The sequence below is a fragment of the Nocardioides luti genome (assembly GCF_014212315.1).
Taxonomy (GTDB): domain Bacteria; phylum Actinomycetota; class Actinomycetes; order Propionibacteriales; family Nocardioidaceae; genus Nocardioides; species Nocardioides luti.
This window is the reverse complement of the sequence record NZ_JACKXE010000001.1, coordinates 2,933,005-2,956,750: the sequence shown is the minus strand read 5'-3', so window position 1 is coordinate 2,956,750 and position 23,746 is coordinate 2,933,005. Positions and strand designations below refer to the sequence as shown.

At 73.1% G+C, this 23,746-nt stretch carries 18 protein-coding genes; 5 read left to right on the top strand and 13 right to left on the bottom strand.

Annotated elements, in window-relative coordinates; all coding sequences use genetic code 11:
- Positions 1-14 precede the first annotated feature (14 nt).
- Positions 15-344, top strand: coding sequence for a TfoX/Sxy family protein (locus tag H5V45_RS13995; RefSeq protein WP_185253492.1), 330 nt, complete (start codon positions 15-17; stop codon positions 342-344).
- 53 nt (positions 345-397) lie between these two features.
- On the opposite strand, the gene H5V45_RS13990 is transcribed toward H5V45_RS13995, so the two are convergent.
- The 8 genes from H5V45_RS13990 to H5V45_RS13955 form a co-directional block, all read right to left on the bottom strand.
- A complete protein-coding gene (locus H5V45_RS13990; RefSeq protein WP_185253491.1) occupies positions 398-1,252 on the bottom strand; it encodes an SCO6745 family protein in 855 nt (284 codons plus the stop codon).
- A gap of 25 nt (positions 1,253-1,277) precedes the next feature.
- Positions 1,278-1,661 (bottom strand): hypothetical protein, encoded by a 384-nt coding sequence (locus H5V45_RS13985; protein ID WP_185253490.1) that lies wholly within the window; start codon positions 1,659-1,661, stop codon positions 1,278-1,280.
- Between the two features lie 72 nt (positions 1,662-1,733).
- A complete protein-coding gene (locus H5V45_RS13980; protein ID WP_185253489.1) occupies positions 1,734-3,095 on the bottom strand; it encodes a C1 family peptidase in 1,362 nt (453 codons plus the stop codon).
- A 109-nt stretch (positions 3,096-3,204) separates the two neighbouring features.
- Complete coding sequence (locus H5V45_RS13975) at positions 3,205-3,675, bottom strand: hypothetical protein (protein WP_185253488.1); 471 nt, start codon at positions 3,673-3,675, stop codon at positions 3,205-3,207.
- A 193-nt stretch (positions 3,676-3,868) separates the two neighbouring features.
- On the bottom strand, positions 3,869-5,053 hold the full coding sequence (locus H5V45_RS13970) for a PP2C family protein-serine/threonine phosphatase (protein WP_185253487.1): 1,185 nt from the start codon (positions 5,051-5,053) through the stop codon (positions 3,869-3,871).
- Positions 5,054-5,065: 12 nt separating this feature from the next.
- Positions 5,066-5,878, bottom strand: a complete 813-nt coding sequence (locus H5V45_RS13965; protein WP_343061562.1) for an alpha/beta fold hydrolase — start codon at positions 5,876-5,878, stop codon at positions 5,066-5,068.
- A gap of 76 nt (positions 5,879-5,954) precedes the next feature.
- Complete coding sequence (locus H5V45_RS13960) at positions 5,955-6,881, bottom strand: NAD(P)H-binding protein (protein WP_185253486.1); 927 nt, start codon at positions 6,879-6,881, stop codon at positions 5,955-5,957.
- Between the two features lie 634 nt (positions 6,882-7,515).
- Positions 7,516-11,202 (bottom strand): hypothetical protein, encoded by a 3,687-nt coding sequence (locus H5V45_RS13955; protein WP_185253485.1) that lies wholly within the window; start codon positions 11,200-11,202, stop codon positions 7,516-7,518.
- A 768-nt stretch (positions 11,203-11,970) separates the two neighbouring features.
- Here H5V45_RS13955 and H5V45_RS13950 point away from each other — a divergent pair.
- Positions 11,971-15,201 (top strand): response regulator, encoded by a 3,231-nt coding sequence (locus H5V45_RS13950; protein ID WP_185253484.1) that lies wholly within the window; start codon positions 11,971-11,973, stop codon positions 15,199-15,201.
- Between the two features lie 82 nt (positions 15,202-15,283).
- On the opposite strand, the gene H5V45_RS13945 is transcribed toward H5V45_RS13950, so the two are convergent.
- Positions 15,284-15,847, bottom strand: a complete 564-nt coding sequence (locus tag H5V45_RS13945; protein ID WP_343061561.1) for an RNA polymerase sigma factor — start codon at positions 15,845-15,847, stop codon at positions 15,284-15,286.
- A gap of 77 nt (positions 15,848-15,924) precedes the next feature.
- On the opposite strand from H5V45_RS13945, the gene H5V45_RS13940 reads away from it, so the two are divergent.
- Together H5V45_RS13940 and H5V45_RS13935 are read left to right on the top strand one after the other, a co-directional pair.
- A complete protein-coding gene (locus H5V45_RS13940) occupies positions 15,925-16,905 on the top strand; it encodes a protein kinase domain-containing protein (protein WP_185253483.1) in 981 nt (326 codons plus the stop codon).
- 116 nt (positions 16,906-17,021) lie between these two features.
- Positions 17,022-18,119: a Glu/Leu/Phe/Val family dehydrogenase gene (locus H5V45_RS13935; RefSeq protein ID WP_185253482.1), complete on the top strand. Its 1,098-nt coding sequence runs from the start codon at positions 17,022-17,024 to the stop codon at positions 18,117-18,119.
- An 84-nt stretch (positions 18,120-18,203) separates the two neighbouring features.
- On the opposite strand, the gene H5V45_RS13930 is transcribed toward H5V45_RS13935, so the two are convergent.
- From H5V45_RS13930 to purF, 3 genes are all read right to left on the bottom strand, one after another.
- On the bottom strand, positions 18,204-18,389 hold the full coding sequence (locus tag H5V45_RS13930; protein ID WP_185253481.1) for a DUF3073 domain-containing protein: 186 nt from the start codon (positions 18,387-18,389) through the stop codon (positions 18,204-18,206).
- A 174-nt stretch (positions 18,390-18,563) separates the two neighbouring features.
- Positions 18,564-19,670 carry a phosphoribosylformylglycinamidine cyclo-ligase gene (gene purM / locus H5V45_RS13925; RefSeq protein WP_185253480.1) on the bottom strand — a complete coding sequence of 369 codons (1,107 nt, stop codon included), beginning with the start codon at positions 19,668-19,670 and terminating at the stop codon, positions 18,564-18,566.
- A gap of 26 nt (positions 19,671-19,696) precedes the next feature.
- A complete protein-coding gene (gene purF / locus H5V45_RS13920; protein WP_221634523.1) occupies positions 19,697-21,193 on the bottom strand; it encodes an amidophosphoribosyltransferase in 1,497 nt (498 codons plus the stop codon).
- A 227-nt stretch (positions 21,194-21,420) separates the two neighbouring features.
- Between purF and H5V45_RS13915 the strand changes: the two genes are divergently transcribed.
- On the top strand, positions 21,421-23,187 hold the full coding sequence (locus H5V45_RS13915) for a sensor histidine kinase (RefSeq protein WP_185253478.1): 1,767 nt from the start codon (positions 21,421-21,423) through the stop codon (positions 23,185-23,187).
- A 78-nt stretch (positions 23,188-23,265) separates the two neighbouring features.
- Here the strand turns inward: H5V45_RS13915 and H5V45_RS13910 are convergent, their stop codons facing one another.
- Positions 23,266-23,742, bottom strand: a complete 477-nt coding sequence (locus tag H5V45_RS13910) for a (2Fe-2S)-binding protein (RefSeq protein WP_185253477.1) — start codon at positions 23,740-23,742, stop codon at positions 23,266-23,268.
- Between the last annotated feature and the right edge of the window lie 4 nt (positions 23,743-23,746).

Below are 23,746 nucleotides of genomic sequence, written 5' to 3'. Positions count from 1 at the left end.
CGCATGCTGGTGCCATGGCGTACGACGAGGGGCTGGCCGCCGCACTGCGCGACGAGCTGGCCGGGACACCCGACCTGACCGAGAAGGCCATGTTCGGCGGCCTCGCGTTCCTGGTGGCCGGTCACATGGCCGTCAGCGCGAGCGGCCAGGACGGGCTGCTGGTGCGCTGCGACCCGGCCGCCACGGACGTCCTGGTGGCCGAGCCCGGCGTCGAGCGCTTCGAGATGCGCGGCCGGCCCATGAACGGCTGGCTGCACGTCCAGGTCGACCCGGCCGACCACGAGGCCGTCGCCCGCTGGGCCGGGGTCGGCACGGCGTACGTCGCCACGCTGCCGCCGAAGTGAGCCGCCCGGCCCGCTGACCGGCGCGACGCCGCAGCGACGCCGCGGCGTCGCGGTCAGGCCGAGGCGAAGACCCCGTCGGGGAAGGCCCCGTTGGCGAGGGCCCGTGCGACGAGGGGCTGGCCGAGCTCGGCGAGGCGGAGGGCACCCTCGTCGCCGAGGTGGACCCACGGCGCGGCAGCCATCCGGTCGGTCTCGGCCTCCACGTGGCGGCGCAGGTCGCGGCCGGCGTCGGTGAGGCCGCCCTCGGGCGTCAGCAGCCCCCGCTCGACCAGGCCCGCGGTGGCCGCGGCCCACTCCTCGTCGGACCAGCCGCGCGTGAGCTGGGCGACGGCCGGGACGAAGCCCTTGCCGGTCGCGCAGTGGGTCACCAGCGCCTCGAGGCCGCTGAGCCCGGCGGCCAGCAGCGCGGCGAGGTGGCCGTCGCCGCGGTGCTCACGCAGGAGCGTCAGGGCGTGGAAGAGCACGAGGTGCGGCTCCTCCGGCCAGGGCAGGTCGGCGTGGGCGGCGTACAGCGGGCGCCCGGGCGCGGTGCACCCCTCGCTGGCCCGGCGCGCGAGCGCCGCGGCCTCGGCGACCTCCGGGGACGCGAGCACGTCGTCGCCGAGCAGACGGCGGTAGGACTTGTCGATGCCGCGCAGGCGGGCCGCCAGGGCCTCCTCGGGGGTGGCCTGCTCCCAGGCGGCCGGGACGCACTTCGCGACCAGCCCCGGGTGGAAGTTGTAGAACGTCGCCGTGACCACGCCGGCGCCGACCCGGCCCATCGCGGCGGCGCGGGAGGCGAAGTACGCCGTGCGTCCCTTGCGCAGCCCGGCGCCGACGAGCGCCTCCTCGACGTCCGGGGAGAAGTACCCCAGCGCGTGCAGCGGCTCGAGGGAGCGGGCGATCCGGCCGTGGTCTCGGGGTTCCATGGACCCCTGTCTACCGGACGGACGCTCAGGCGCTGATGTCGCGGGGCACGGCCAGCCGGGCCACGCCGCCGAGGCGGGGCCGGTAGCGGACGTGGTCGGCGAACTCCGCCAGCGTGCTCCACAGCGCCTCGTGGGCCGCCCACGGCAGCGGCTCGTGCCCGTGGCGCCACCGCTCGCCGAACGCGACCCACACGGGCACCCACTCCGCGGCGCAGTCCCACGCACCGCGCTGGGCCTCGACGAGCCGACGACGGACCTGGAAGGCCGTGCGCGGGCCGTCGACGCAGACCGGTGCCGTGGCGACCGGCCAGACCCACAGGTCCAGCGGCACCAGGGCCAGCTCCAGGTCGCGCAGCACCCGCGGGTCCACCAGGACGGTGGCGACGTTCTCGTGCGGTCGGCGTTCCACGCTCGGCACGCTACCCACGGGCGCCGACGGGAAACAGACCTCGAGGGGTGAGCCCTCCGGAAGCGGCGGTGGTCAGTCGGCGAGGGCGCCCATCGGGTCCCACGCGGGCAGGACGACGGGCGGGGCGTCGAGGGCCTCGCGCAGGTCGGCCGGCAGCGCGTCGCGGCGCACGGCGATCTCGAAGACGTAGTCGCCGAACCACGAGTCGTTCATGGTCCAGAAGCCCTTGTCGGCCTTGTCGGTGCCCCAGGAGTTCTCGACCCGCCAGCGGTTCGGGGTGTCGCCGGACGGCCCCTCCACGACGTCGACCCCGGTGAGCAGCATCGCGTGCGTCATCGCGGTGGCGTGGTGGTGGAGGCGGTCCTCCTTCGTCATGTCCGACGTGGCGCCGTACAGCGCGTCGTAGTCGAAGAGGGACGCGTCCCACAGGCCGCGCTCCTTGTCGTACATCTGACCCACGTCGCAGCCGAACCACACCGGCTCGCCGGGCTGTCCGTCGCGGCCGACGATCGACTCCATGGCGAGCCGCTTGAGGGTGTCCATCTCGACGTTCAGGTAGACGACCGGCGGGCCGTCGACGACGTTGCCGAGGTGCTCGACGGTGAAGGTGCGGCCGTACGGGCTGGTCTCGCGCGGGTCGTGGACCAGGCAGACGTAGTCCTCGACGGGCACGGTGACGTAGCGCTCGGCGAACTCCAGCGGGGTCAGCTCGCCATCGCGGTGGAAGTCCTTCTTCTCGTCGCGCCACTGCCAGGTGAACGACGTGGGCGGGGTGCCGAGGTGCAGGCAGAGCATCTGGTGGACGACCTTGAGGGTGTCCTCCTTGAGCTCGCGCAGCTCCTCGTCGTCGGCGCCGTCGGTCGCGCGGGCGCGCACGTCGCGGGCGGCCTGCCGCAGCACCCGGGAGAGGTCGCGGTTGAGCTGGCGCGTGGCCGAGGACGACACCGTCTCGGGCATCGCGGTCTTCGGCACCAGGCCGTGCTTGGCGATCAGCGCCAGGAACATGTTCCACTGCCCGCCGTCCTCGGCCGGCATGGCCAGCAGGTGGGCCACGGTGCGGTCGTCGACGTCCCGGTCGGCGGTGTCGATGATCGACTCGAGCCAGTGGTTGGCCTTCTCGAGCTTGTCCCAGAAGAGCGGGTAGTTCTGAGAGAACTCGAACTCCTTGACCCCGAGCCGCTCGGCGGTGCCGACCCGCAGGAGGTTGAGGCCCGCGAACATCCAGCAGCGGCCGGACTGCTTCTGGTTCGTCGCGCTCCAGTCGTCGAGCTGGTGGCTCATCGACCGGTCGATGGTGCGGGCGAGCTGGTGGTCGAGCGCGACCTGGTCGACCTCGTTGAGCGTGATGGCGTTCTGCAGCAGCCGGTTGCGCGGCTCCGCGTCGAACTCCTTGGTGAAGCGCTCGGTCAGGTCGTGGGTGAGCTCGGTGTCCATGGGTTCACCGTACGACGCCCCGCCCGGACGTGCGACAGGCCGCGGACCGGATCGCTCCGGCCCGCGGCCCGTCGGTGCGGCCGGTCGCCCGCGGGCGACCGGCCTCAGGTCACTTGCTGGGGCTCGGGCTCGGGGACTCCGAGGTCTGCGGCGAGCAGGCCTGCGCGGCGTACGCGAGGAAGGACTGCACCTTGGTCTTGTCGTCGGCGGACAGGCCCAGGTCGCCCATCTTCTTCAGCTCGGCGGTCGTCGCGCTCTCGTCCACGGTGCCGAGCGCCTTGACGTAGATGTCGAAGCCCTCGCTGGCCTCGGCGGGCGCGTCGGACGGCAGGTCCAGGGCCTGGAGGGTGTTAACGAAGGCGGCGACCTCCTTGCCGTTGGTGATCTGCGTGGTCGACGTGAGGCCGGTGCAGAAGTCGGCGGTGCCGGCGTCGCTCGCGGAGGCGCTGGGGTCCGAGCTCGCGCTGCTGCTCGAGTCGGACGCGGAGGCCGAGGTCTTGTCGTCGCCGCCGCAGCCGACAGCGGCAGCACCGATCATCACCAGGGTCGCGGCGGTCAGGGCGTGCTGCTTCAGGCGCATGGGTCTCTCTCAGGTCGGGGAGTCACCGCACGGTGGCGCGGCACGAGGGTCGACGGTGCCACCCGAAACTGTGGGAAGCGATTCCGAGACTGTGCTGCGCCTGAAGACTTCCTGAAAATGTCGCCCTCGCCCGCGGGAGGAGGCGGATCAGGCCGGGCCCGACGTGACCAGCGTCTCGTCCGGCGTGAGCCGGTCAGGCGGGCGGTACGCGCAAGGCCAGCAGCGCGATGTCGTCGCGCGGCACCTGGTCCTGGAAGTCCAGCACCCCCGCCAGCAGGGCGTCGACGACCTCGTCGGCGCTCGCACCGTCGCCCGGGACCGCCTCGAGCAGGCGCTGGTCCCCGAAGAGCTCCCCGCCGCGCCGGCCCTCGGTGATGCCGTCGGTGTAGAGCACCAGCAGGTCGCCGGGCCGCAGCACCCGCGAGGCCGACGCGAACGCCGGCTCGTCGAGCACCCCCAGCAGCGACCCGGACCCGCCCCAGGGCGCGACCGCTCCCTCCGCCGGTCGCAGCAGCGGGGCGGGGTGGCCGCCGGTGGCGTGCACGACGCGCCACGCCTCGTCGTCACGGCGCAGGCGGAGCAGGGCGAGGGTGCAGAACCGCTCCGAGCCATGGCCCAGCAGCACGTCGTTCAGGCGGCGCAGCACCTGGTCGGGCTCGTCGCCGTCCACGGCGAGCGCCCGCACGGTGTGCCGCACCAGCGCCGTCACTACCGCGGCGGCCACGCCCTTGCCGCACACGTCGCCCACGGCGACGACCCAGTCGCGCTCGCCGATCGGGAAGACGTCGTAGAAGTCGCCGCCGACCTCGTCGCCCGCGCCCGCCGGGCGGTACGCCGCCGCGAGGTCGAGCCCGGGGATCGCGGGCAGCACCGGCGGGATGAACGCCTGCTGCAGGATCCGGGCGAGCTCGGTGGCCCGCTGCTCGGCCTCCTGCGCCGCCTCGGTCGCCCGGACCAGCTCGCGCTCGTAGCGACGCCGCTCGGTGGCGTCGAAGACCGCGATCCGGATCACCTTGGGCTCGCCCTGCTCGTTGCGCTCCAGCGTCGCGTTCACCAGGACCGGCAGCCGCTGCCCGTCGGCGTGCAGCAGGTCGAGCGCGATCTCCCGGACGCTGCCCTGCATCCGCAGGGTCGGCGCGTAGTGCGTCTCGTGGTAGATCCGGCCACCCCGCGTCAGCAGGTCGACGAACGACAACCGCCCGACGATGTCGGCCGCCTCGCGCCCGATCCAGGTCCGGAACGTCGCGTTGCACTTCACGATGATGCCGTCGGGGGTCGTCGAGAGGTAGCCGCAGGGCGCCCGCTCGTAGAGCTGCACGGGGTCGTCGTACACGAGCGCGTCGAGGAACGCCTCGCGGGCCGCGCGCTCCTGGGTCATCGGGTCCCCACGTCAGGCGACGGGGGCGCGCACGAAGGCGGCGATCGCCGCGATCGTCTCGTCCGGGGCGCTGAGGTGCGGGCAGTGGCCCGTCGCCTCGAGCACCGTCATCCGGCTGCCGGGGATCGCGGCGTGGACGTAGGCCCCCACCTCGAGGGGAGCGATCAGGTCGTTGCTGCACTGCAGCACGAGGGTCGGGGTGGTGACCCGGGGCAGGTCGGCCCTGCTGTCCGAGAGGAACGTCGCGCGGGCGAACTGGCGCGCGATCGCCGGGTCCATCCGGCAGAAGCTCTCGGTCAGCTCGGCGCCCAGCGCCGGACGCTCGGGGTTGCTCATGATCGCCGGCGCCATCGCCGCCGACCAGCCGAGGTAGTTGCTCGAGAGCGACTCGAGCATCTCCGTGATGTCGTCCTCGGTGAACCCTCCGACGTACGACTCGTCGTCGACGTAGCGGGGCGAGGGACCCACCATGACCAGCTGGGCGAAGCGCTCGGGCTCCGCCACCTCGGCGAGGACGCCGATCATCGCGGAGACCGAGTGGCCCACGAACACGACGTCGTGCAGGTCGAGCTCGCGGAGCAACGTGAGGAGGTCCTGCGCGTAGCCGTCGAGGGTGGCGTGCCGGACGGGGTCGTACGCCGCGGGGTCGGCCCCACCGGCGCCGACGAAGTCGAAGAGGATGACCCGGAAGTCGCGGGCGAACGCCGGGGCGACCAGGCGCCACATGTGCTGGTCGCAGCCGAACCCGTGCGCGAACACCATCGGACGACCGTCGACGGGGCCCGACTCCGTGACGTTGAAACGGGCGCGAACCTCCGTGACCACCACCTGAGCCTAGCGACCGCGGTCGCCGGCCGCGGGCGTTCTCAGACGGCGCGGCGGGTGACCACGACCACCCGGGTCACAGCGTCTCGCCGGCGCGGAGCCGGTCGCCGAGCGCGAGGCGGACCATGTCCTCGTAGCCCATCGGCTCCAGGTCGACGACCGCACGGATCGCGTCGTCGGTGACGACCACCTCGGTCGACATCGAGCCCAGCAGGTGCCGGCCGGTCGCGAGGTCGACGTCGGTGAGCGCGGCCAGGCCGACCGAGGACGCCAGCGTCACCGCGCCGCCGACCAGGCCGCGCTGCGGGACGGGCACCGAGACGATCGGGACGTCGCGGCCGCTCTGGACGGCGGCGGCACGCTGGAGCATCTGCCCGTAGCTCAGCACGTCGGCCCCGCCGACCTCGAAGGTGCGGCCGAGCGCGTCGGGGTGGTCGAGGACGCCGACGAGGTAGGCCACGGCGTCCGCCAGCGCGATCGGCTGGGTCAGCGTCGCCGCCCAGGTCGGCGCGACCATCACCGGGGACACGTCGACCAGCTGGCGGGTCATCTCCCACGAGATGCCGCCGTGGCCCACGACGATCGCGGCGCGCAGCGTCGTGACGGGGACACCGGCGGCCCCCAGCAGCGTCTCGACCTCGCGGCGCGAGCGCAGGTGCGGGGACAGGCTGTCGCCGTCCGCGCCCAACCCGCCCAGGTAGACGATCTGCCGCACGCCCGCCTCCGCGGCCGCCTCGCCGAACGCGTTCGCCCCGGCCGCGTCCTCCGCCTCGAAGCGCGACGACGACAGCGAGTGCACCAGGTAGTAGGCCACCTCCACCCCGGCCAGCGCCTCCCCCAGCGTGCCGGCGTCGAGGACGTCGCCCGCGACGGCGGTGCCGGGACCGTCGTACGCCGCGGGGCGGCGCGTCATCGCGCGCACCTCGTGCCCCGCCGCGACCAGCTCGGCCGACAGCCGCCGACCGATGAAGCCGGTCGCGCCCGTCACCAGGACCAGGGCCATGAGGCACTCCTCGCTGTCGCTCGATCTGTCGCGGGGTGGCGCACCCCCCGACCCAGTGTGCGGGGTGCGGCCCAGCCGCGGGGGCAGAGGGTCGGGGTCGCCGCGGGTGCGGCGGGGCTGGGCTTCCCGTGGCCGGCTGCTCCTCGGTGGGCTGCGGGGGCCGCGCCCACCCGCCGCGGCGCTTGCTCCCAGGGACCGCCCGCAGAGACCGGTGCGCTGACTGATCTGTTGCGGGGCGGGCGGTGGGGTCGCCTTTACGCCGCCGCGGCGGGTGGGCGCCGCCCCCGCACCCCGCGTGGCGCGCGTCCGTGGTCGATCACGGATGTGTTGGGAGGTGGATGAGTCCGCTGCGGTCACTCCGACCCGCAGGGTCCTTCTTCACCCACCCACCCGCACCCTCGGGCACGGGCGCGTGACTGGCCGGGTGGGCGCGGGGAGCCCACCCACTGCGGGCGCGTCAAGGCGACCCACCGCCCGCCCCGCAGCTGATCAATCACTGCAGCAGACTCCGCGGGCGGTCCCGGGAGCAAGCGCCCGCGGTGGGTGGGCGCACCGCGCCCACCCCGCGAGCACAGCCGACCACGCCACGCTGGCCTCCCCGGCCCCTGGCCGGATCGTTCCGGCACCCGCCGGATCAGCCCGGCGACCCGACCCGCACGTCATCCACCCGGACACCCTCCCAGCCACTCACGTTCGAGCAGAGCGGCCCACCCAGGTTGGAGCAGAGGGAGTCGGACGTGAAGTGGAAGCGGAGCTGGACGTTGCCGGCGGGGGCGGTGAAGGGGACGGCGTACCTCGTCCAGCCGGGGAGGTCGGCGCTCTGGCCGGAGTACGAGCCGAGCGGCTTCCAGGTGGTGCCGTCGGTGGACCACTCGACGTCGACGGGGTCGAAGCCGCCCTCGGTGTCGAGGTGCAGCCACCACTCGGCGACGGTCTTGCCGCCGGGCACCTGGACGGCCGGCGAGACCAGGGAGGCGTCCATGTTGTCGACGTAGCCCGTCGGCCCGGTGATCGACCAGGAGTTGCCGGAGGCGTTCTCGGCCTTGTCCGTGCCGTGGCCGGGGGTGCCCTCGGTCCAGGTCGGGGCGCCCGAGGTGGTCCACCCCTGGTCGCCGGACTCGAAGTCCCACGACTGGTAGGCCGTGCCGATGGTCGGGGTCGCCGGCGGGCCGGGGTCGACCGGGACGGGGATCCGCTTCTTGAAGTCGTAGGTCCACACCCCGCGACCGAACATCGCCAGCACGGCGCGGTTCGGGTTGCCGGGCTTGAGCGCGATGCTCGTGACCGGCGCGGTCGGCAGGCCGCCCAGCGGGGCGAACCTCGGCCGCTTCTGGGTCAGCGCCTTGCTGCCCGAGGCGAACGCGCCGACGTCGGTGGCCACCAGCAGCTGCTTGCCGCGGATCGCGACCCAGGTCGCGGGGCTGTCCGGCAGGTTGCCGCTGACGTTGCGGAAGGACTTGCCGCCGTTGCGCGACACGAAGAGGTGCCCGCGACCGATCTGCTTGTTGGCGTCACCCACGGCACCCGGCGGGAGCCAGCGACGGGTGTAGCCGCCCAGCGTCACGTAGACGTGCTTGCGGTGCTTCGGGTCGATCGCGACCGACGTGATGTAGCGGTTCGGCAGGCCCTTGGCCTTGACGAGGTGCCAGCCCTTGTCGGTCCCCTTCTGCGGCTTCGCCGCGCCGCCGACGTTGGTCGCCAGCCCGCGCTTGAAGAGCGTCCGCTTGGTGCTCAGCTTGTTCAGGGTGTCGCAGTAGCCGCAGAACCCGACGTACGCCGCCGCACCGCGCACCGCGACCGCCGACATGGAGTTGTCGGGGTCCGTGGTGGTCGAGGCCGCGTCGGCGTCGCCCGGGTGGGCGCGGGTGCCGAGGTTGTAGACGGTCCGCCAGGTCGTGGTGGAGGCGTCCGCGTCGGCCGCGGCCGTCTGGCCGGAGTCCGTGCTCGAGCCGACGAGGGTCTCGACGACCTCGCGCCCAGCGGTGATCAGGTGCTTGCTGTCCAGCGGGTCCATCGTGAACGGGTTGGAGAACTTCGACGCGGTCAGGCCGGGGTCGATGCTCTTCCACGAGGTGCCGCCGTCGGTGGTGACCGAGATGGCGCCGTTGGTGTACTCCTCGTACGCCGTCTTCGAGTCGTCCGGGTCGACCGCGGCGAAGAAGCCGTCGCCGCCGTACGTCTCGTACTGCTTGCGGGTCTTGCCGTCGATCTTGAGGTTGCCGTTGTCCTGGAGCCCCGCCCAGACGGTGCCGTCCTTGGCCATCGCGGCGTAGTACGGCATCAGCGTGGACAGCCCGGTCTGGTCGCCGGTCCCCCAGTGCGAGTTGTCGAGCTCGGAGTCGTCGTCGTCCTCGAAGCGGTAGCGGTAGGAGCCGCCGTCGTTGCCGACGACCAGCTGCACGCCGCCCGCGACCGAGGCGTCCGGGATCCAGATGCCGTCCTGCTGGTCGGGGTGGGTGGTCTGGTTGTTGTCGGTGGGCTCACGGTCACCGGGGCAGGTCGGGAGACCGGTGGACAGGAGCAGGCAGGAGCTGCCGCCGAAGTACTTCCCGACGACGCGGAAGTGCGTCGGCGAGGTCCCGTCCAGCGGGGCGCCGGTGTTCGCGGCGTCGTTGGACCAGATCTCCTCGAGGCCGAAGGCCATCCGGGTCGGGACGCCGTCGGTGGTCTGGCGCGTCGGGTCCGGCTGGACCCAGAGGTTGTACCAACCCTGGACGCCGGGCTGGTAGCCGGTCGCGGTGCCGGTGCCGACGAGCGCCGAGCCGGTGGTCGGGTCGCCGGCGAGCTCGCTGCCGCTGGCCATCCGGGTCCACGTCGCACCGAAGTCGGGCGAGACGTAGAGGCCGTTCAGCACGGTGCTGCCGACCGGCGGCTTCGCCCCCTCGGGCACGTCGATGCCGGTCACGCCCCCGTTGTTGAGCAGGTTGGCGTCCTGGACGAGCGCGTAGAGGTAGTCATGGTCCTGCTGCGGTCCCACGGCGTTGCCGAGCTCGACGCGACCGATCGCGTCCTGGTCGGCGAAGCCGGGGGCGGCGAGCTTCTTGAAGGAGTTCCGCTTGCCGGTCGTGGAGCGGTAGACGCCGTTGCGCTTGGCCTGGATGCTCCCGTCGATGTTCTTGCGCTGGCCGCCGCGCCAGCCGACGGTCGCGACGACCGTGCCGGCCTTGGTGGTGGTGCCGGTGCCGCCCTTGGGGGCGACCACGACGTCGGTCACGACGCTGCGCAGCGCGCAGACGGGGTGCTTGTTGGTGTTGCTGACGCCCTTGCAGGCCTTGCCCGTCGGCAGCCGCAGGTTGCGGTAGGAGCGGCCGCCGTCACGGGAGCCGTAGAGACCCAGCTGCGTGGCGGCGTACACCCGCTTCGGCTTGGCCGGGTCGACCGCGAGCGCGAAGCCGAGCGCGCCGGCCGGGAGGCCCTTCGCGCGCTTCCAGTGGCGGCCGAGGTCGCGCGACCAGTAGGCGCCGAGACCGGTGTACGCCGAGGAGCCGAACGTCGGCTCCCCCGTCAGCGCGAGCAGGGTCCCGCGACGGGCGCGGCTCCACGCGACGGCACCGGTGACGGTGGTCGGCAGGTTGCCGTTGGCGCTCTTCCAGTGCTGCGCGAGGTCGTCGGAGCGGAAGATGCCGCCGTTGCCGACGGCGGCGAACAGGCGCTTCGCCTTCGGGTCCCAGGCGTAGCTGTCGATGCGGCCGGAGTTGTCGGAGAGGCCGAGGCCGTTGACCTCGGGGTACCTCGGGTCGTCGACGACCAGCGGCCCCTGGCCGTAGAGGCGCGCCTTGCCGGCGCTGCCGGGGACGGATCCGGCGCGCATCGACTGGCGCTGGGCGACCGCGTGCAGCGCGGCACCCTGGGCGTAGGTGCCGTACGGCGCCAGCCGCGAGATCGCGCGGGCGCCGAACATCGCCGACAGCTCCTGGAGCGACTCCGGGCGCTTGCTGCGGACGCAGAGCGAGTCCCACTCGTCGGGGTCGGTGCCGGCCAGCATCGGCAGCTCGGCGACCGCCTCGCGGACCAGCTCGGCGTCCTCGCCGGACTCGCCCTCCCGGGCCGCCTCGCCCTCACGCTCCGCCTCCTCGCGCTCGGCCTCCTCGCGGGCCTCCTCGGAGTCGGCCCTCGCGGCGGCGCGCTCGTTGCGCATCTCGGCCCGCACCTCGGCGAGCGCCTGCTCGACCGGCTGGTAGCCCAGCGCGCAGTCCCCGGCCGGGCCGGCCGACGGCTCGCGCCCTCCCGACGATCTCAGGGCCACCGCGGCGAACGTGCCGCCGATCGCCACCGCCAGGACGGTCACCACCAGGATCCATCGACGCACGAGACCCGACATCGCCACTCCTCGGTCACGGTCCGCCCCCTCGGCACCCATGGCCGCGAACCACCCACGGCCCCAACGCGCGTGGCGGCGTGCCGTTACGGGCACATGCTGCTCCGACTCCCGTGCTCGCGCACGGGAATCCTCGGAACAGGTCGCCGCGGGTGCGGCGGGTGCTGGGCTGACCGTGGCCGGCTGCTCCTCGGTGGGCTGCGGGGGCCGCGCCCACCCGCCGCGGCGCTTGCTCCCAGGGACCGCCCGCGGAGACCGGTGCACTGACTGATCCGGTCAAGGGCGGGCGGTGGGGTCGCTTTTACGCCGCCGCGGCGGGTGGGCGCCGCCCCCGCACCCCGCGTGGCGCGCGTCCGTGGTCGATCACGGACGTGAAGGGGAAGTAGATGAGTTCTCTGCGGTCACTCCGACCCCTGGGCTCTCCTTCACCCACCCGCACCCTCGGGCACGGGCGCGGGCGTCAGGGGGCCCCGGTGGCGGGGGCTCCCCGCACGCGCGGGGAGCGTAAAAGCAAGCCCTCCCACACCGCCCGCCCCCACCGGAACTGTCAGCGCAGCGAACTCTGCGGGCGGTTCCTGGGCGCAGCCAAGCGACCGCGCGTGCGGGGAGCCACCGGCGCCGGGGACCGGTGCGACGACTCCCACGCCCAGGAGACCTCCCCGGCCACCGGCCGGACTCCGACGCCCAGCAGACCTCCCGGCCCCCGGCCGGGACAATCCTTCACGCGGACTGGTGTCGACAGGGGATGATGTTCCCGGAGGGAGGGACCAGATGAGCGATCGGGCGCACATGATCAACCGGATCGTCGACACGACGATCGACGGGATCTGGGTCCTCGACGAGCACGGCCGCACGGTGTTCGCGAACCCCGGCATGGCCCGGCTGCTGGGACGGCGCGCGGACGACGGCCTCGAGGGGCTCTCCGTCGCCGACTTCCTCGACGACGAGGGCAAGCGCCAGCTGCCCGCGCACCTCGCGAACATGAACGCCGGCCTGCCCGGCGCCGAGAACCTCGAGACGCTGCTGGTCCGCAGCGACGGCACGGTCATCTGGACGCTCGCGAGCTGGGCGCCGCTGCACGGGGACGACGGGGTGCGGGTCGGCTGGCTGCACCGCTTCACCGAGGACACCGAGCGCAAGCAGCTGATGGAGCGTCTCCAGGACCGCGAGCACCAGCTGGCCACGGCGCAGCGGATCGCGCAGATCGGCAGCTGGGAGTGGGACGTCCCGACGGACACGGTCACGTGGTCGGACCAGCTGTACCGCATCTACAACCTGCGGCCGCAGGAGTTCGCGGCGACGTACGAAGGCTTCCTCGCGTTCGTCCACCCCGACGACCGTCCGCGGGTGCGGGCGCACGTCGAGTCGACGTTCGCCGGCGTCGACGAGTTCTCCTTCGACGCCCGGATCATCCGCACCGACGGCGAGCAGCGCTGGGTGCGCGGCCTCGGGCTCGTCGAGCGCGGCCCCGACGGGATGCCGCGCAAGATGGGCGGCACCACGCAGGACATCACCGACCTGAAGACCGCCGACGAGCTGGCGGCCGAGGCGACCCGGCGCATGGAGCTGCTGCAGAACATGGCGATGGCCGCCAACAAGGCGAGCAGCCTGGCGGAGGCGGTGGAGGTCGCGGCGTCCGGGCTGCCGGCGTACACCCAGTGGTCGGCGGTGTGCGTCTACCCGATGACCCCGCAGGGGCCGAGCCTGCCGACCGTGCTGCCGACGGCCTATGCGTGGACCACGCCTCCGGATCCCCGCCTCGCCGAGCGGGCGCGGATCTCCCGCCGCCTGGAGGTCGGGCCGCCGACCACGCACCAGGACACCCACAGCCTGGTCGCCATCCCCGTCCAGCTCGGCGGCGTCGTCGTCGCGGTCATCGAGGTGCTGGCCGACGAGGTGCCCCCGGACGAGAACTCCCGCTTCCTCATCGAGCAGATCGCCGGGCAGCTCAGCCTGGTGGCCGAGCGCGAGCGCAGCGCCGCGCAGCTCGCGGAGGCCCGCGACCAGGCGATGGAGGCGTCCCGGCTGAAGTCGGAGTTCCTCGCCACGATGAGCCACGAGATCCGGACGCCGATGAACGGCGTCATCGGGCTCAACGACCTGATGATGCGCACCGAGCTCGACGACCACCAGCGGCGACTGGCCGAGGGCCTGCAGAGCGCGGGCCTGACGCTGCTCGGCATCATCAACGACATCCTGGACCTGTCGAAGATCGAGTCCGGCAAGCTGGAGCTCGAGAGCACGGACTTCGACGTCCGCGCGGTGTTCGAGCAGACCGCCGCGGTGCTGAGCGGGCCGGCGCACGACAAGGCGCTCGAGCTCGTCGTCGCGTGCCAGCCCGACGTCCCCGTCTTCCTCAAGGGCGACCCGGTGCGCTTCGGCCAGATCGTCGCCAACCTGGGCTCGAACGCCGTGAAGTTCACCGACAGCGGCGAGGTGGTCGTGCAGGCGAGCGTCGCGGAGCAGTCCGGCGACCGCGTCGTGCTGCGCGTCGACGTCACGGACACCGGTGTCGGCATCGCGCCGGGGGCCCGCGAGCGGCTCTTCGAGGCGTTCACGCAGGCCGACCCGTCGACCACGCGCCGCCACGGCGGGACCGGGCTCGGCCTGGCGATCTCGCGCCAGCTCGTCGAGGCCCTGGGCGGCGAGATCTCGGTGACCAGCGAGCTCGGCAGCGGCAGCACCTTCACCTTCACCGCGTCGTTCGCCCGCGCCACCACCGCGCCGGCGGCACGCCTGTCCGGCCCGCCGCACCTCCTGCACGACCGCCGGGTGCTGGTCGTCGACGACAACGAGACCAACCGCTTCATCCTCCAGGAGCAGCTCGCCGCCTGGCAGATGAAGCCGGTCGCCGTGGCGTCGGCCGACGAGGCGCTGGCCACGCTGCGCACCGCCGCGCGCCACGGGCAGCCCTTCGAGATCGCGCTGCTCGACCTGATCATGCCGGGCACCGACGGGCTCGAGCTGGCCCGTCGCGTCAGCGCCGACCCGGCACTGGGCCAGCTGACGATGCTGCTGCTGTCCTCGGACCAGGGGGTCGGCTCGCAGTCGGCCCGCTCCGCGGGCATCCGGGCGGCGCTGAGCAAGCCGGTGCGTCACTCCGAGCTGTACGACACCCTCATCGGCGTCGTGGCCGCCGCCCTCGAGCAGCGCCCGGTGCCCGCTCCCGCCCAGCCCGAGCTCGGCGTGACAGTCCTCGTGGTCGAGGACAACTACGTCAACCAGCTCGTGGCCACCGGGCTGCTCGAGAGCCTCGGGTGCGCGGTGGAGGTCGCCAACGACGGTGCCGAGGCCGTGGAGATGCTGGCCCGGCCGCACCGGTACGCCGCCGTCCTCATGGACTGCCGGATGCCGCGCCTCGACGGCTTCGACGCGACCCGCGCCGTCCGCGCCCACGAGCCGCCCGGTCAGCGGGTGCCGATCATCGCGATGACGGCCTCGGCCCTCGAGGGCGAGCGCGAGCGCTGCCTGGCCGTCGGCATGGACGACTTCCTGACCAAGCCGGTCGACGCGAAGGAGCTGGAGCGGGTGATCGGCTCCTGGATCCGCTCCGCGGCCGGGCGCGCGTCGTCGGGCCTCACCGGCGAGGCGCCGGCGGCAGCCCCGACGCCGGCGGCCGACGGCCCGGTCGTCCCCGACGTACCGTCCTCCTCGATCCTGGACCCGGACCGGATGAAGATGCTCGACGAGCTCAAGAAGGACGGCGTCAGCTTCTTCGAGCGCACCGCCGCCTCCTTCATGGCGCGGGTCGGTGACCAGGTCGTCGCGATCCGCGACGCCGCGGACGCCGGCGACGCGCACGGCCTGATGACCTCCGCGCACCAGCTCAAGGGCAGCGCCCTCAACCTCGGCCTGCCGCTGGTCGGCGCCACCGCCGCCCGGCTCGAGGCGCACGGGGACGCGGGGCGCACCGACGACACCGACGACCTGCTGGCCGAGCTCGTCGGCGAGGTCGAGCGGGCCGTGGCGGCCCTGCAGACGGCGACCGCACGGGCGCGCTGAGCGAGGGGTGGCTTCGAGACAGTCGCTGCGCGACTTCCTCAACCACCGGGTGGTGCGACTTCCTCAACCACCGACGCGCTGGTCAGTCGGAGACGGCGAGCAGGGGTCGGACGGCGGTGCGGGCGCTGTGGATGCGGGACTTGACGGTGCCGAGCGGGATGTCGAGGAGGTCGGCGATCTCCTGGTAGCCGAGCTGCTGGACGTCGCGCAGGACGAGCGGCTCGACGAGGTCGGGGTGGCTGGCCCCGAGGACCTCGAGCGCCTCGAGCAGGTCGAGGCGACTGCCGGCGATCACGCTGGTCGTGCGGGGGTCGGGGTGCGCCTGGGCGACCTCGTCGGTGAGCCGGTCGGCGGCGCGCCGCTTGAGGGTGCGGTAGGTGCCGCGGGCGCTGTTGGACGCCACGGCGTGCAGCCAGGTGGTGAAGCGGCTGCGCCCGGCGAACGTGTGGATCTTCGTGGCGACCAGCAGCAGGGCGTCCTGCGCGGCCTCCTCGGCGTCCTCGGGGTAGAGCAGCATCCGGCCGCAGATCCGGCGCACGCGCGGCTGCACGGCGGCGAGCAGGTCCTCGAGCGCCGCCCGGTCGCCCTCGGCCGCGCGGCGGGCCAGGTCGTCGAGGTCGCCGTCGTCGGAGGGCACGGTCGTCACGTCTGCCTCCCGAGTCGTGAGCAGGTCACGCGTGGGGTCCGGGCCGGACCGCCTGCTCCTCGTGCACAATACCGAGGGTGTCCCTCCCGGAGCGTCTCGGCCGTCTCCAGCGAGTCGACCGTCTCGGCGTGGGCGGCTTCGCGACCGTCTGGCTCTACCACGACGCCGAGCTGGACTCGGACGTCGCGGTGAAGGCGCTGGCGGACAACTGGGCGCAGCGCCTCGACGTGCGTGAGCGGTTCCTCGAGGAGGCGCGGATCCTGCGCCGCGCGGACTCCGACCACATCGTGCGCGTCTACGACATCGGCGAGGCCGACGGGACGCCGTACTTCGTGATGACGTACGCCGACCGCGGCTCGCTCGCCGGCGCGCTCACCGCGGGCCGGCCCCTCCCTCCCGTCCGTGCCGTCGACCTGGTGGCCCAGGCCGGGGCCGGGCTGTCGGTCCTGCACGACCACGGGGTGGTGCACCGCGACATCAAGCCGCAGAACCTCCTCCTGCGCAGCATCGGCAGCGCCGGCGACAAGCTGCTGGTGGCCGACCTCGGCGTGGCCAAGGCGATGCTGCACGCGAGCGGCCTGACCCAGGTCGTCGGGACCCCGTCCTACATGGCACCCGAGCAGGCGACCGGCGGCGGGATCGACCGGCGCGCGGACGTGCACGCCCTGGGCGCCGTGGCCTACCAGATGCTCACCGGCCAGCTGGCCCGCACCGGCAGCCTCGGCGACCTCGCCACCGCCAGCCTGCCGCCGGCCCCCTCGTCCCTCGCGGACCTGCCGCCGGCGGTCGACGAGGTGCTCCTGCGCGCCCTGGAGCCCGACCAGAACCGGCGCTGGCCGGACGTCGAGAGCTTCGTCGCCGCGCTGCAGGAGGCCGTCCCCGGGAGCGGGACGCCGGCCCCGTCCGGGCGGCACCGCACCGCGTGGGAGAGCGCGCCCACGACCTTCGAGGCCGCTCCCGAGCAGCGCGCCTCGCGGGTGCTCCTCGCGCTGCTGGCGCTGCTGGTCTTCGCGGCCGCGTTCGGCACGGCGTACGCCGCCACGACCCTGCTCCGCTGAGTTCGGTCCCGGGCGCCGGGCGTCCTACGATGTGACCACGGACACGCGCCACCCCTGCGGTCCGACGCCAGCGCCACCCACCCCGTGGCCGTCACACCAGAAAGTGGGCACCACCCATGTCTGAACAGCCCTCCGGCACCGGTCCGGTCGACGTCTTCGAGCTCGGCTCGGAGCACGAGCAGGTCGTCTTCGCCAACGACCCCGCCACCGGACTGAAGGCCATCGTCGCGATCCACTCCACGGCGCTCGGGCCCGCCCTCGGCGGCACCCGGTTCTACCCCTACGCCAGCACCGCCGACGCGGTGCAGGACGTCCTCAACCTCTCGCGCGGCATGTCCTACAAGGCCGCGCTCGCCGGGCTCGACCTCGGCGGCGGCAAGGCCGTCATCATCGGCGACCCGGCCACGCTGAAGTCCGAGGCGCTGCTGCGTGCCTACGGCCGCTTCGTGGAGTCGATCAACGGGCGCTACTACACCGCCTGCGACGTCGGGACCTTCTCGGAAGACATGGACCACATCGCCCGCGAGTGCTCCTACGTCACCGGGCGCACCGTGGCCCACGGCGGCGCCGGCGACAGCTCGGTGCTCACGGCGTACGGCGTGTTCCAGGGCATGCGCGCGGCGGCGGAGGTCGCCTGGGGCGCCCCGACGCTGGCGGGCCGCACGGTCGGCGTCGCCGGCATCGGCAAGGTGGGCCGGCACCTGGTGCGGCACCTGATCGAGGACGGTGCCGCGGTCGTCGTGACCGACGTGCACCAGCCCTCGGTCGACGCCGTGGTCGCGGAGTTCCCCCAGGTCACGTCCGTCGCCTCGACCGACGCGCTGGTCGCCTCCGAGCTGGACGTCTACGCGCCCTGCGCGCTGGGCGGCGCGATCACCGACGAGGTGGTCGACGTGCTGACCGCGAAGATCGTCTGCGGTGCCGCCAACAACCAGCTGGCGCACCCCGGGGTCGAGAAGTCCCTCGAGGACCGCGGGATCCTCTACGCCCCCGACTACTGCGTGAACGCCGGGGGCCTGATCCAGGTCGCCGACGAGCTCGAGGGATTCTCCTTCGAGCGCGCGCAGCAGCGGGCCAGCGGCATCTTCGACACGACCCGCCGGGTCTTCGAGCTGGCCGCCTCCGACGGGGTCTCCCCCGCGACGGCCGCCGACCGCCTGGCCGAGCGCCGGATGCGCGACGTGGGCCGGCTCCGGGGCATCTGGCTGCCCTGACCGCGGTCCCCGGACGGCGCGCGAGCAGGGCGCGTGCGGCACCAGAGGTGCTGCGCGCGCCCTGCTCAGCGATTCAGATGAGAATCAGTCGCGTCGTGGGCCGGAGTAGTCGGACCACTTCTCGAGCTCTTCGGGATCCACCTGGTCGGTGTCGTTGTGACTGTCGCCGTGCAGCTCGTTGGCCAGCGCCCCGAAGTCCGTCTCGTGGGTCTGGTACTTGAGGTCGCGTGCGACCTTCGTCTGCTTGGCTTTCGCTCGGCCGCGCCCCATAGGGTCAGCCCCCTCGCACTCGGCCGGGGCCCAGACCTCGTCGGCGGGGCACTCCGGACTTCTCAACATTTTGTCGTGGGGGCAACGCTACCTGTTGCCCGGCTGTTCCTGCACACCCACTCCCCGAAAACGGACGGGCGCGTCGATATTTCCGACCGGCCGGGGACCGACGGATCACCAGTCGGGGTGCTGGCCCTCCAGGACCACCTTGCCGGCGCGGTCGCCTCCGGCCGGCGCGAGGGTGACCTCACCCGCGACCCAGGCGCGGATCCCGAAGCCCTCGAGCACCTCGAGCGTGCGGCCGACGGCCTCCGGCGCGGCAAGCGAGACCATGCCGACGCCGCAGTTCAGGGTGGCCTCGAGGTCGGGCTGCGAGACGTTCCCGACCCGACGGACCAGGTCGAAGACGGGCTGCGGGTTCCAGGTGCCGCGCTCGACCGTCGCGGTCAGCTCCTCGGGCATCACCCGCTCGAGGTTGGCGGCCAGGCCCCCACCGGTGACGTGGGCCATCGCGTGGGCGAGCTCCTGGTCGGCGAGCGCCAGGCACGCCTTGGCGTAGATGCGGGTGGGCTCGAGGAGCTCCTCCCCGAGGGTGCGGCCGAGCTCGGGCACGTGACGGTCCAGCGCCCAGCCGGCGCCGCCACGGTCGGCGGAGCCGAGCAGCACGTGGCGGACCAGCGAGTAGCCGTTCGAGTGCAGGCCGCTGGCCTCCATCATGATGACCGCGTCGCCCGGACGGACCCGCCCGGGGCCGAGCAGCTTGTCGGCCTCCACGACGCCGGTCGTCGCGCCGGCCACGTCGTACTCGTCGGGCGCGAGCAGGCCCGGGTGCTCCGCGGTCTCGCCGCCGACCAACGCGCAGCCGGCCTCGACGCACGCCTCGGCGATGCCCTTGACGATCGCGGCGATCCGCTCGGGGACGACCCGGCCGGTGGCGATGTAGTCGGTCATGAAGAGCGGCTCGGCGCCGCACACGACCAGGTCGTCGACCACCATGCCGACCAGGTCGAAGCCGATGGAGTCGTGGACGTCCATCGCCTGCGCGATCGCGACCTTGGTGCCGACGCCGTCGGTGGACGTCGCGAGGAGCGGCCGCTCGTACGACTTCAGCGCCGTCGCGTCGAAGAGGCCGGCGAAGCCGCCGAGCCCCCCGATCATCTCCGGACGACGGGCCTTCTCGACCCAGACCTTCATCAGGTCGATCGCCTTGTCGGCCGCCTCGATGGAGACGCCGGCAGCGGCGTACGCGTTCTCTCCGGAGGGGTGCGCGGACTCGGTCATCGGGGTCTCCTCGTGGCCGGTGGCCGTCAGGGGTTGTTCAGGACGGGCAGCGCCTTGCCCAGGGTGGGGCTGGCGAGCGTGGCCTCGAGCAGGTGCTTGCCCAGGAGGCTCTCGTCGGGCAGCTCGACGGGGTACTCGCCGGTGAAGCAGGCCGTGCAGAGCCGGGTGCGCTCCTGCTTGGTCGCGTCGACCATGCCGTCGAGCGAGATGTAGCCCAGCGTGTCGGCGCCGACGCTGGCCGCGATCTCCTCGGGCGTGAGGCCGTTCGCGATCAGCTCGGCGCGGGTGGCGAAGTCGATGCCGTAGAAGCAGGGCCACTTGACCGGCGGGCTGGAGATCCGCACGTGCACCTCGAGGGCACCGGCCTCCCGCAGCATCCGGACCTGGGCGCGCTGGGTGTTGCCGCGGACGATCGAGTCGTCGACGACCACGATCCGCTTGCCGCGGATCATGTGGTCGAGGGCGTTGAGCTTGAGCCGGATGCCGAGCTGGCGCAGGGTCTGGCTGGGCTGGATGAACGTGCGGCCGACGTAGGCGTTCTTGACGAAGCCCTGGCCGAACGGGATGCCGCTCTCCTCGGCGTAGCCGGCGGCGGCGGGGGTGCCGGACTCCGGCACCGGGATGACCAGGTCGGCCTCGACGGGGAACTCGCGGGCCAGCTGGCGGCCCATCTCGACGCGCGACTCGTGGACGCTGCGGCCGGCGATGGTGGCGTCGGGGCGGGCGAGGTAGACGTACTCGAACACGCAGCCCTTGGGCTCGGGCTCGGCGAAGCGGTGCGAGCGCAGGCCGTTCTCGTCGATGACGATCATCTCGCCGGGCTCGACCTCGCGGACCACGCTGGCGCCGATCGTGGCCAGGGCGGCGTCCTCACTCGCGACGACCCAGCCCCGGTCGAGGCGGCCGAGGACCAGCGGGCGGATGCCCTGCGGGTCGCGGGCGGCGTACAGCGTGTCCTCGTTCATCCAGACGAACGAGTAGGCGCCGCGCAGCTGCGGCAGCACCTCGAGGGCCCGCAGCTCGAGCGTCGTGTCGGGGTGGTGGGCCAGGAGCGCCGTGACCAGGCTGGTGTCGTTGGTCGAGGTCTCGACGTGGCGGGTGTGCAGCTCCAGCTCGTCCTCGGGGCCGGGCAGGTCGCTGACCAGGCCGCGGAGCTCGTGGGTGTTGATCAGGTTGCCGTTGTGGCCGAGCGCGATCGAGCCGCCGGCGGTGGGGCGGAAGGTCGGCTGGGCGTTCTCCCAGGTGCTCGCGCCGGTCGTGGAGTAGCGCGAGTGGCCGATCGCCAGGTGACCCTTCAGCGAGGCCAGCGTGGTCTCGTCGAAGACCTGCGAGACGAGGCCCATGTCCTTGTAGACGAGGATCTGGCGGCCGTTGCTGACCGCGATCCCGGCGGACTCCTGCCCGCGGTGCTGGAGGGCGTAGAGGCCGAAGTAGGTGAGCTTGGCGACGTCCTCGCCGGGGGCCCACACGCCGAAGACGCCACAGGCGTCCTGCGGTCCCTGGTCCTGCGGGTCGAGGGCCATGGTCAGACGGCCGTCGCCCCCCTTGCGCACGCTGCTGGGCTGGGGCACGGTCCGAGTGTAGAGCCCGTACGGCGTGGCTCCCAGTCGACGCGGGCGGCGTCCACGCAGCGGTCCGCACCGGGCCGCGCGGGCCCGAAGCGGCACCGGGAGCGGGTGACCCACGTAACATGACCCCGACATCTCAGACGACGCGAGGACAGATGGCTCGGGACACGCCACCAGCCCACTTGCCGACCCCCACCCCGGGGCTGGCGGAGGCACCGTCGCGTGACGCCCTGCAGACCATCGCCGAGGGCGTCACGGACCTCGCCGGCTTCGGGATCGCCGCCATCAGCGTCGTCCGCGACGACGGCAAGCTCGAGCTCATCACCATCGCCGGTGACGGCGGTGCCGGCGAGGGCATCCTGGGACGGCGTACCCCTGTCGACGCGCTGATGACCGAGCTCGAGAAGGCCGACGACTGGGGCCTGCTCAAGTTCGTGCCGCACGAGCGCCTCGACCTCGGCACCGGCGAGGAGGCGTGGGGCTGGGTGCCCGACCCCGACCTGCCGACCACGGCCGGCCCGGACGCGTGGCACCCGCTCGACATGCTCGTGGCGCCGCTGTACGACGACCAGGGGGCGCTCCGGGGCACGCTGGCCATGGACCTGCCGCTCGACGGTCGCCGCCCGGGTGCCGAGCAGCGCCGGGTGCTGCACACCTACGCCGTGCAGGCCGGCCGGGCCGTCGTCACCGCCCTGGAGCGGGAGGCGCTCGCGGCCCGCGTCCGCCTCGCCGACGCCGCCCGCATCATCGTCCGCAACGCCAGCTCGCAGACCAGCCTCGGCGCGATCCTCGCCGACAGCCGCGAGGCGCTGGCCGAGGGCTTCCAGGCCCGCGGCATGTGGATCCAGACCTTCGACGAGGACGGCCTCGGCACCGGCACGATCTACTCCTCCGACGGGACGCACATCGAGCTCCCCGACGAGCTGGTCGCCATCGCGGAGCGGGCCGCGCGCCGCGCCTGGGACATCCAGACGACCGAGGTCGTCGCCCCCGACCGCCCGTTCGGCCCCACGATCACCATCGGGCAGGGCGAGCACATCCTCGCCTTCCTGAGCGCGATCGGGATCGGCTCGCTGCTCTTCGCGCCGCTCGGCGCCGGCCCCGAGTGCCTGGGCAACCTGGTGCTCACCCGCGAGCCCGGAGCCCCCGACTGGAGCGAGGTGGAGGGCGCCGCCGCGCTCGACATCGGCCACGACCTCGGCCGCGCGATCCTCAACGCCCGCACCTTCGAGCGCGAGCACCGGCTGGTCGAGGAGCTGCAGGCCCTCGACGTCTACAAGAGCCAGCTGATCGCCACCGTCTCCCACGAGCTGAAGAACCCGCTCACCGCGATCCTGGGCCACCTCGAGATGCTCGACTCGACCCCGGACCTGAACGGCATGACGCGCAGCTCGCTGGCGGCCATGGGTCGCGGCGCGCAGCGGCTGACCCGGGTGATCGACGACCTGCTGCTGCTCTCCAAGGTCGGCGACCCGAACAACCCCGTGATCGCCGCCCCGGTCGACCTGCACCGCGTGCTCGACGACGTCATCGACCTGTCGTCGATCGCCGCCGAGCGCAAGCACCTCACGATCGAGGTGGACGTGCCCCCGGGCGCCGTGATGGCGATGGGCGACGCGGACGAGCTGGACCGGGTCTGCGCGAACCTCGTCAGCAACGCCGTGAAGTACACCCCCGAGGGCCGCACCATCACGCTCGGCCTCGCCCGCGACGGCGACCAGGTCGTGCTCACCTGCGCGGACGCCGGCTTCGGCATCTCGGCGCAGGACCAGGAGCGGCTCTTCACGGAGTTCTTCCGCTCCACCAACCCCGAGGCGGTCGCCCAGCCGGGCACCGGGCTCGGCCTGGCCATCGTCAGCCGGATCGTCGCGCGCCACCACGGGCACATCGAGCTCGAGTCCGAGCTCGGCAAGGGCAGCACCTTCCGGGTCTACCTCCCCGCCGCCTGACCCCGGAGCCGGACGCCGCTTCCCTGGCCGGCGCCCGCGGCCTCGGCAGCCGGCCACGAGGGACCGGCCGCCGACGGCTCACATGTTCCGGGCGCCCTGCTTGATGGCCTCGCGGATGCGGGTGTACGTGCCGCACCGGCAGATGTTGCGGATCTCGTCGAGGTCGGACTCGCGGATCGAGCGACCCTCCCGGCGTACCTTCTTCACCAGCGCCGTGGCGGCCATGATCTGGCCAGGCTGGCAGTAGCCGCACTGCGGCACGTCGCGGTCGATCCAGGCCTGCTGCATCGGGTGCAGCTCCTTGCCGACCGTGTCGGGCAGGCCCTCGATCGTGGTCACCTCGTCGTCCTTGGTGAGGTCGCCGACGCGGACCGAGCAGGGGTTGAAGGCCTTGCCGTTGATGTGCGACGTGCACGCCTTGCAGACGTTGATGCCGCAGCCGTACTTCGGCCCGGTCACGCCCAGCAGGTCTCGCAGCACCCACAGCACGCGGACGTCGTCGTGCACGTTGACGGTGATGCTCTTGCCGTTGAGGACAAAGGTCTGTTTCGGCATCTCT

Coding starts and splice junctions, on each gene's coding strand:
- H5V45_RS13990 (WP_185253491.1), bottom strand. CDS start 1,252: ATGGAACCCCGAGACCACGGCCGGATCGCCCGCTCCCTCGAGCCGCTG.
- H5V45_RS13960 (WP_185253486.1), bottom strand. CDS start 6,881: ATGGCCCTGGTCCTGGTGACGGGCGCGACCGGCTTCATCGGTCGGCGG.
- H5V45_RS13910 (WP_185253477.1), bottom strand. CDS start 23,742: ATGCCGAAACAGACCTTTGTCCTCAACGGCAAGAGCATCACCGTCAAC.
- purM (WP_185253480.1), bottom strand. CDS start 19,670: ATGACCGAGTCCGCGCACCCCTCCGGAGAGAACGCGTACGCCGCTGCC.
- H5V45_RS13955 (WP_185253485.1), bottom strand. CDS start 11,202: ATGTCGGGTCTCGTGCGTCGATGGATCCTGGTGGTGACCGTCCTGGCG.
- H5V45_RS13980 (WP_185253489.1), bottom strand. CDS start 3,095: ATGGACACCGAGCTCACCCACGACCTGACCGAGCGCTTCACCAAGGAG.
- H5V45_RS13930 (WP_185253481.1), bottom strand. CDS start 18,389: ATGGGGCGCGGCCGAGCGAAAGCCAAGCAGACGAAGGTCGCACGCGAC.
- H5V45_RS13950 (WP_185253484.1), top strand. CDS start 11,971: ATGAGCGATCGGGCGCACATGATCAACCGGATCGTCGACACGACGATC.
- H5V45_RS13975 (WP_185253488.1), bottom strand. CDS start 3,675: ATGCGCCTGAAGCAGCACGCCCTGACCGCCGCGACCCTGGTGATGATC.
- H5V45_RS13935 (WP_185253482.1), top strand. CDS start 17,022: ATGTCTGAACAGCCCTCCGGCACCGGTCCGGTCGACGTCTTCGAGCTC.
- purF (WP_221634523.1), bottom strand. CDS start 21,193: ATGGCCCTCGACCCGCAGGACCAGGGACCGCAGGACGCCTGTGGCGTC.
- H5V45_RS13995 (WP_185253492.1), top strand. CDS start 15: ATGGCGTACGACGAGGGGCTGGCCGCCGCACTGCGCGACGAGCTGGCC.
- H5V45_RS13970 (WP_185253487.1), bottom strand. CDS start 5,053: ATGACCCAGGAGCGCGCGGCCCGCGAGGCGTTCCTCGACGCGCTCGTG.